Source organism: Streptomyces apricus (genome assembly GCF_008369065.1).
In the GTDB taxonomy this organism is placed as follows: Bacteria; Actinomycetota; Actinomycetes; order Streptomycetales; family Streptomycetaceae; genus Streptomyces; species Streptomyces apricus.
The window spans coordinates 579,325-586,881 of record NZ_VDFC01000046.1 but is presented as its reverse complement, the minus strand read 5'-3'; the positions used below and the strand labels follow the sequence as shown (position 1 = coordinate 586,881).

The 7,557-nt window shown below is 74.0% G+C and carries 8 protein-coding genes; 3 read left to right on the top strand and 5 right to left on the bottom strand.

Translation table 11 applies throughout. The features are described 5' to 3' along the window. The coding region (locus tag FGF04_RS22710; protein WP_149513783.1) for an acyl-CoA dehydrogenase family protein at positions 1–563 on the bottom strand (563 nt) is incomplete at its 3' end. Then, positions 563–1,717, bottom strand: coding sequence for an acyl-CoA dehydrogenase family protein (locus FGF04_RS22705; protein WP_149513782.1), 1,155 nt, complete (start codon positions 1,715–1,717; stop codon positions 563–565). The genes FGF04_RS22705 and FGF04_RS22710, both read right to left, overlap by 1 nt. A 95-nt stretch (positions 1,718–1,812) precedes the next feature. On the opposite strand from FGF04_RS22705, the gene FGF04_RS22700 reads away from it, so the two are divergent. The 3 genes from FGF04_RS22700 to FGF04_RS22690 all read left to right on the top strand — a co-directional run bounded on the left by FGF04_RS22700 (position 1,813) and on the right by FGF04_RS22690 (position 4,547). Continuing rightward, positions 1,813–2,598, top strand: coding sequence for an SDR family oxidoreductase (locus FGF04_RS22700; RefSeq protein ID WP_149513129.1), 786 nt, complete (start codon positions 1,813–1,815; stop codon positions 2,596–2,598). 144 nt (positions 2,599–2,742) lie between these two features. Then, a complete protein-coding gene (locus FGF04_RS22695; RefSeq protein ID WP_149513128.1) occupies positions 2,743–3,354 on the top strand; it encodes a TetR/AcrR family transcriptional regulator in 612 nt (203 codons plus the stop codon). Between the two features lie 35 nt (positions 3,355–3,389). Beyond that, complete coding sequence (locus FGF04_RS22690; RefSeq protein WP_149513127.1) at positions 3,390–4,547, top strand: acetyl-CoA C-acetyltransferase; 1,158 nt, start codon at positions 3,390–3,392, stop codon at positions 4,545–4,547. 168 nt (positions 4,548–4,715) lie between these two features. On the opposite strand, the gene FGF04_RS22685 is transcribed toward FGF04_RS22690, so the two are convergent. The 3 genes from FGF04_RS22685 to FGF04_RS22675 are packed head-to-tail and all read right to left on the bottom strand — an operon-like array spanning position 4,716 to position 7,539. Next, positions 4,716–5,771, bottom strand: coding sequence for an NAD(P)H-dependent flavin oxidoreductase (locus tag FGF04_RS22685; protein ID WP_149513126.1), 1,056 nt, complete (start codon positions 5,769–5,771; stop codon positions 4,716–4,718). An 11-nt stretch (positions 5,772–5,782) separates the two neighbouring features. Further along, positions 5,783–6,655 (bottom strand): CoA-transferase subunit beta, encoded by an 873-nt coding sequence (locus FGF04_RS22680; RefSeq protein ID WP_149513125.1) that lies wholly within the window; start codon positions 6,653–6,655, stop codon positions 5,783–5,785. Continuing rightward, entirely contained in the window at positions 6,652–7,539 is an 888-nt protein-coding gene (locus FGF04_RS22675) for a CoA transferase subunit A (protein ID WP_149513124.1), read from the bottom strand. The genes FGF04_RS22680 and FGF04_RS22675 overlap by 4 nt, the downstream gene beginning before the upstream one ends. Between the last annotated feature and the right edge of the window lie 18 nt (positions 7,540–7,557).

The following is a 7,557-nucleotide window of genomic DNA, read 5'->3' as shown; positions in this document are numbered from 1 at the left end:
GCCGCGGGGGCGTGTGTCATCCGGAGTTCCCCGCCCGCGGGGACGGTGGGGGTGCTGGTGTCGGCTCCTGTGCCGGTTCCTGCTCCTGCCCTTGTTCCTGCTCCTGTGTCGGTCACCGTCAGTTCCATGTCCGACGCGTCGGCGTCCAGGACGTACGGTCCCGCGCCCGGCAGGGCCACCGTCGCGATCGTCCTCCCGGCGGCCAGCCCCGGCAGGAATCGCTCACCGGATCCCGACGCGGACCCAGACCCGGACTTGGCCCCGGCCCCGGTGAGCAGCGCTGCCGCCGCCACCGTCTCCGCCAGCGGTCCCGGTACCGCGTGCCTGCCCAACTCCACGAAGGCGACGGCGAGTTCCACGGGCCGCGGCCCGAACCCTTCGTACGCCTCGGGCACCGCCAGCGCGAACACCCCCGCGTCGGCGATCCGCGACCACAGCGCCCGCCCGGCCGCCGGGTCCCCGGCGGCCCAGGAACGTACGACCGCGGGCGTGTCCGCCGCCGTCAGCAGGGCGTCCAGGGAACGCGCGAAGGCGGTCTGCTCGTCGTCCGGCAGGAAGCGCATCAGCGGCGCCCCCTCGGCAGGCCGAGCAGCCGTTCGGCGATGATGTCGCGCTGGATCTCGTTCGTGCCCGCGTAGATGGGGCCCGCCAGCGAGAAGAGGTACCCCTCGGCCCAGCCGCCGTCCGCGGCCTCCCCGTCCGGCGACTCCCCTTCCGGGCCCAGCAGGTCGAGTGCCGTCTCGTGCAGCGCTATGTCGTACTCGGACCAGAAGACCTTGTTCAGGCTGGACTCCGGGCCGAGGGCCTGCCCGTCGAGGAAGCGGGACGCCGCCGCGTACGTGAACAACCGGTACGCGCGGGCGCCGATCACCGCGTCGGCCACCCGGTCCCGGAGGTACGGGTCCCGTCCGCGCTCGTGCCAGAGCGCGGCCAGCCGGTCCGCCGCCGCCAGGAAGCGGCCGGGGGAGCGGAGGGTGAGGCCGCGTTCGTTGCCCGCCGTCGACATCGCCACCCGCCAGCCCCCGCCCGGCTCGCCGATCACGTCCTCGTCCGGCACGAACACCTCGTCCAGGAAGATCTCGGCGAAGGCCGGTTTCCCGTCCAGCCGGCCGATCGGGCGGACGGTCACGCCCGGTGCCCGCAGGCCGAACATCAGGTAGGTGAGGCCCTGGTGGGGTCTGGGCAGGTCCGGCTCGCTGCGGAACAGGCCGAACGCGCGGTCCGCGAACGCGGCCCGCGACGACCACGTCTTCTGCCCGCTCAGCAGCCAGCCGCCGTCCGTACGCACCGCCCTGGACCGGAGCGAGGCGAGGTCGGACCCCGCCTCCGGCTCGGACCAGGCCTGCGCCCAGACGACCTCGCCGCGGGCCATCGGGGGCAGGATCCGCGCGCGCTGCTCCTCGGTGCCGTGGTCGAAGAGGGTCGGTGCGAGCAGGCTGACGCCGTTCTGGCCGATCCGGCCCGGGGCGCCCGCCGCCCAGTACTCCTCCTCGAAGACCAGCCACCGGACGAGCCCGCAGTCCCGACCGCCGTACGCGGCCGGCCAGGACACCACCGACCAGCGGTCCGCCGCCAGTTCGGCCTCCCAGGCGCGGTGGGCCGCGAAGCCCTCGCGGGTCTCCAGGGAGGGCAGCGGCCGGTCCGGCACGTGCGCGTCGAGCCAGGCCCGGGCCTCGGCGCGGAACGCCTCGTCGGCCGGGGAGTGCGTGAGGTCCACGGTCACCGTCCCTGCTTCCTGTTCCCGTTCTCGTTCCCGTTCCCTTTTCCGGGACAACCTTCCCTAACAAGTGTTTGGTAGGTTAGCTTGGGCCCATGACGGACGTCGAGGGCCCGGAGTACGTGCCCGGGCACGGACTGCTGGAGGGGCGCACCGCCGTCGTCACGGCCGCCGCGGGCACCGGTATCGGCGGCGCGACGGCCCGCCGCTTCCTGGAGGAGGGCGCGCGCGTACTGATCAGCGACGCGCACGAGCGGCGCCTGAAGGAGCACGGGGCGCGGCTGGCCCTGGAGTTCGAGGGCGTCGCGGCCCACGCCTGCGACGTCACCGACGAGGCCCAGGTGCAGGCGCTGTTCGACGCGGCCCGGCGGCTGCACGGGCGGCTCGACATCGTGGTCAACAACGCGGGACTCGGCGGCACCGCGGACCTCGTCGACATGAGCGACGAGCAGTGGTCGCGGGTGCTCGACGTGACGCTGAACGGCACGTTCCGCTGCACGCGGGCGGCCCTGCGGGCCTACCGGGAGGACGGTCGCGGCGGGGTGATCGTCAACAACGCCTCGGTCGTCGGCTGGCGCGCCCAGGCCGGCCAGGCGCACTACGCGGCGGCGAAGGCGGGCGTGATGGCGCTGACCCGGTGCGCGGCGCTGGAGGCGGCCGCGTTCGGCGTACGGGTCAACGCCGTGGCGCCCAGCCTGGCCCTGCATCCGCACCTGGTGAAGGTGACCACTCCTGAACTGCTGGCGGAGCTGACGGCCCGTGAGGCGTTCGGGCGGTACGCCGAGCCGTGGGAGGTGGCCAACGCGATCGTGTTCCTGGCGTCGGGCTACTCCTCCTACCTGACGGGCGAGGTGGTCTCGGTGAGCAGCCAACATGCGTGAGCGCTCCGCTGGGTTCGGCGGATTCGGCGGGGGCGGTGGGCGTCTGCGGGTGTGTGGGGGCTGGTCGCGCAGTTCCCCGCGCCCCTGGCGGGGCCCGGTGTCGGGCGGCACCGGGCTCGCTCGTACCGGCGGGAGAATGGAGCCGTGTCTACCAAGAAGAAGTCCCAGGTGAACGCCTCGCCCGTGCGGCGGCGGGAGATCCTCGGCACCGCCGCCGAGGTCTTCGCCGAGCAGGGCTACAACGCCACCACCGTGCGCAAGATCGCGGACCACGCCGGCATGCTCGCCGGCAGCCTCTACTACCACTTCGACTCCAAGGAATCGATGCTGGAGGAGATCCTGCGGACCTTCCTGGACGAGCTCTGGGACGGCTACGACACCGTCCTGGACGCCGAACTGGGCCCGCGCGAGACGCTGGAGGCGCTGGTCACCGAGTCGTTCCGGGAGATCGACCGGCACCGCGCGGCCGTCGCGATCTACCAGAAGGAGTCCAGGCAGCTCGTCGCGCAGGAGCGCTTCGCGTTCCTCGCCGAGTCGCAGCGCAAGTTCGAGAAGGCGTGGCTGTCCACGCTGGAGCGGGGCGTGGCCGGCGAGGTCTTCCGGGACGACCTCGACATCCGGCTCACCTACCGGTTCGTGCGCGACACCGTGTGGGTCGCCGCGTCCTGGTACCGGCCCGGCGGACAGCACAGCCCGGACGAGATCGCCCGGCAGTACCTGTCGATGGTGCTGGACGGGATCGCCGTACGCAGGTGACCGCAGGTGACCGCAGCGGATCCGAAGGAGTCGTCATGGCCGAGGCCTATATCGTCGAAGCGGTCCGCACCCCCGTGGGGCGGCGCGGAGGAGGGCTGGGCGGGGTCCATCCGGCCGACCTGGGCGCGCATGTGCTGACGGCCCTGGTCGCGCGCTCCGGAGTCGACCCGTCCGCCGTCGAGGACGTCGTCTTCGGCTGCCTGGACGCCGTGGGCCCGCAGGCCGGCGACATCGCACGGACCTCCTGGCTGGCGGCCGGGCTCCCCGAGGAGGTGCCGGGGGTGACGGTCGACCGGCAGTGCGGCTCCTCGCAGCAGGCCGTGCACTTCGCCGCGCAGGCCGTGCTCTCCGGCACCCAGGACCTGGTGGTCGCGGGCGGCGTCCAGAACATGACCCAGGTCCCCATCGCCTTCGCCTCCCGGCAGGCCGCCGTACCGCTCGGGCTCACCGAGGGGCCGTTCGCGGGCAGCACGGGGTGGCGGGCCCGGTACGGCGACCGCCCGGTGAGCCAGTTCCACGGCGCCGAGCTGATCGCCGCGAAGTGGGGGATCGGGCGGCGGGACCAGGAGGAGTTCGCCCTGCTGTCCCACCGGCGGGCGGTCCGCGCGATCGACGAGGGGCGCTTCGCGCGGGAGGTCGTGCCGCTCGGCGACGTCACGGCCGACGAAGGGCCGCGCCGGGACACCTCCCTGGAGAAGATGGCCGCCCTGCCACCGGTCGTCGAGGGCGGCACCGTCACCGCCGCGAGCTCCTCCCAGGTCTCCGACGGGGCCGCCGCCCTGCTGCTCGCCTCGGAGCGGGCCGTTCATGAGCACGGGCTGACGCCCCGGGCGCGGATCCACCACCTGTCCGTGCGCGGGGAGGACCCGATACGGATGCTGTCGGCGCCGATCCCGGCCACCGCGCACGCCCTGAAGAAGGCCGGCATGTCGATCGGGGAGATCGACCTAGTCGAGATCAACGAGGCGTTCGCGCCCGTCGTGCTGGCCTGGCTGAAGGAGACCGGGGCCGACCCCGAGCGGGTCAACGTCAACGGGGGCGCGATCGCACTGGGGCACCCCCTGGGCGCCACGGGCGTCCGCCTGATGACGACGCTGCTGCACGAACTGGAGCGGACCGGGGGGCGGTTCGGGCTGCAGACGATGTGCGAGGGCGGCGGGCAGGCGAACGTGACCGTCATCGAGCGGCTCTAGGGCGTTTCTTTCGGTCCGGTCCGGTCCGGTCCGGTCCGGACCGGACCGAAAGAAACGCCACAGGCCGGGACGCTCGTCGTCGAGCGGCTTCGAGCGGCTTCGGGTGGCGTGCCGGGCGCGGCCCGGTGGGGGCTTGTCGCGCAGTTCCCCGCGCCCCTTCAGGGGCGCTCACAGCGGGCCGGGACCGAGCAGGGTGCGCAGCGTTTCGTCCGCCTCCCTCATCACCCCCTCCACCAGCTCCGCGCAGGACGGCAGGTCCTCGATCACCCCCGCCACCTGGCCCGAGGCCATCACCCCCAGGTCCGCCCGGCCCTCGACCATCGCGGCGCGCAGCAGCATCGGGGTGTTGGCGGCCAGCAGGGTCTGGCTCCAGGTCAGGTCCCTGCCGTGCCGCAGCGCCATGCCGTCGCGGATCATCTGCGCCCAGGTCAGGCCCGAGAGCCGCCGGAAACCGGCCGCCCGGCGCACGGCCCTGGCCAGCGCCCTCGTCCGGCCCGCCCCCTCCATGGACGCGACCAGCTCCGTACGGAGCATGCGGTGCGGCAGGCCGTCCACGGCCGTCGTCACCGTGACGTCCCGCACCGTGGCCGCGAGGTAGCGGGCCTTCACCGCCTGCGGCACCGTCGAGTCCGAGGTCAGCAGGAAGCGGGTGCCCATGGCGATGCCCGCCGCGCCGTAGGCCAGCGCCGCGACCAGGCCCCGGCCGTCGAAGAAGCCGCCCGCCGCGACGACCGGGATGCCGACGGCGTCCACGACCTGGGGGAGGAGCACGGTCGTCGCCACCTCGCCGGTGTGGCCGCCGCCCTCGCCGCCCTGCACGATCACCGCGTCCGCGCCCCAGTCCGCGACCTTCTCGGCATGCCGGCGGGCCCCGACCGAGGGGACGACCACCACGCCCGCGTCCTTCAGCTCGGCGATCAGCTCGCGGGAGGGCGCCAGCGCGAAGGAGGCGACCCGCACCCCCTCCTCCACGATGATCCGCACCCGGTCGCGGGCGTCCCCCGCGTCCGCGCGCAGGTTCACCCCGAACGGCGCCCGCGTACGCGACCTCACCTCGCGGACCGCCGCCCGCAGCTCGTCCGGTGTCATCGTTGCGGAGGCGAGGATGCCCAGCGCGCCCGCGTCCGCCGCCGCGCAGACCAGGCGCGGGCCCGCCACCCAGCCCATCCCGGTCTGCACGATCGGGTACCGGACACCGGTGAGCCTGGTCAGCGCGGTCTCCATCGGCTCCCCCTTCAGTCGCCGACCTCGCGGTCGCGCAGGCCGCGCGGGTCGAGGGCCCCGCGGATCAGATCCAGCTCCGCCGGGGACGGCTCACGGGTGTACGGCACCTCGTCCGGCAGGACCAGCTCGAAGCCCGTGGCCGCGACGACCTCCTCCACCGTCACCCCCGGATGCAGCGAGGCGAGCCGCATCGAGTGGTCCGGGGTCGCGAAGTCGAACACCCCGAGGTTGGAGACCACCCGCGGGAGGCGGTGGAAACGGGTCGCCGTGGGACCGGCCGCGGCGGCGCTGTCGTACCCCACCCCGCCGATCAGGTCGACCTTCTCGACGAAGACCCGCGCCGAATGTCTCGGTATCCAGTAACTGACCGGGTTGTTCAGGGTGTTGACGGGCCCGCCGCGCACGCCGAGCAACTGCCGCGCCGGTCGCCGCCAGTCGCCCACGCACGAGATGTTCTGGTTGCCGAAGCGGTCGAGCTGGCTCGCGCCCATCATCACGTGCCGACGCCCGCCCGTCACCAGCGCCAGATGCTGCCGGTAGGGCAGCCAGCCCTCCGGTGAGCCGTCGGCGCCGATCAGCATCGCCTCCCCGTCGGTCAGCAGCAGATCGGGCGCGAAGGTGGCGCGCGCGAGGCGGGCCCCGAGGGACGGGACCAGGCCCATCGGGCTGGCCAGCACCTCGCCGTCGCCCCGCCACGCCTCGGCACAGGCGATCACGCAGTACTCGGCACGGGTGACGGCCGCCCGGGCCCCGCCCGAAGCCGCGGACGACGCGGATGACGCGGGCGGCGCGGACGACGCGGACCGCGCGGGTGACGTGGGCGGCGTGGGCTGCGCGGATGACGTCGGCTGCGCGGACGACGCGGGTGGCACCGTGTCGCTCATGGCCGGTCCTCCCCTCGCCGGTCCCGCGTCTCCTCGTGCCAGGTCCGCACCGCGGTCCGGTAGGCCTGTTCGTCGCCCGTGAGGAACCGCTCGGCGAACTCGGCCCAGGGCAGCGACGCGTAGAGCCGCTGGAAGGCCTCGTCCCGCTCGTGGTCGGGCGCGCACGACGTGAAGTGCGCACCGCCCGGCGCCTCCACCACCCCGCTCACATGGAGCCGCTTGACCAGCAGCGTCTGCGGCGGAGCCGCCTTCGTCAGCTCCGCCGTGTCGACGAGCCGCTCGCACGACAGGTACGCCGTGCCGGCCGCCTCGCAGAACAGGTCGTCGAAGTACGGGTCGGGGCCCAGGTACTGGCCGTTGCCCGCGCGGTCGGCGCGGTTCACGTGCACCAGCGCCGCGTCCAGCCGCAGGGCGGGCATCGCGACGAAGGTCTCGTACGCCCCGGTCGACCCGTCCGCGTACGGCGAGGTGACCGTGCGCAGGCCGGGGTTGACCCGCATCACGTCGGAGCCGAGGCCGGCCCGCACCGGCAGGAAGGGCAGACGGTGGGCGGCCGCTCGCAGCCCCCACATGAACATCGCCTCGTCGATCTCCGTCAGGTCGAGGGAGCCGCTCTCCCGGGCCGCCCGGAAGTGCGGCTCCAGCGGGATGGAGTCGAGCGTCGCGAAGGGGGCGACCAGTCTCCGGATGCGCCCGGCCGCCGCCAGCATGCCGACGTCCGGGCCGCCGTACGAGACGACCGTCAGATCGGTGACCGGCGAGCGCAGCAGCGCCCGGACGAGGGCCATCGGCTTGCGGCGCGAGCCCCAGCCCCCGATGCCGAGGGTCATCCCGCTCTCCAGCCGCGCGACGGCCTCGTCGGCGGTCATCGTCTTGTCACCCATCCGCCCTCCCTCCTCCCT

Coding starts and splice junctions, on each gene's coding strand:
- FGF04_RS22685 (WP_149513126.1), bottom strand. CDS start 5,771: ATGGAGACCGCGCTGACCAGGCTCACCGGTGTCCGGTACCCGATCGTG.
- FGF04_RS22675 (WP_149513124.1), bottom strand. CDS start 7,539: ATGGGTGACAAGACGATGACCGCCGACGAGGCCGTCGCGCGGCTGGAG.
- FGF04_RS22700 (WP_149513129.1), top strand. CDS start 1,813: ATGACGGACGTCGAGGGCCCGGAGTACGTGCCCGGGCACGGACTGCTG.
- FGF04_RS22680 (WP_149513125.1), bottom strand. CDS start 6,655: ATGAGCGACACGGTGCCACCCGCGTCGTCCGCGCAGCCGACGTCATCC.
- FGF04_RS22690 (WP_149513127.1), top strand. CDS start 3,390: ATGGCCGAGGCCTATATCGTCGAAGCGGTCCGCACCCCCGTGGGGCGG.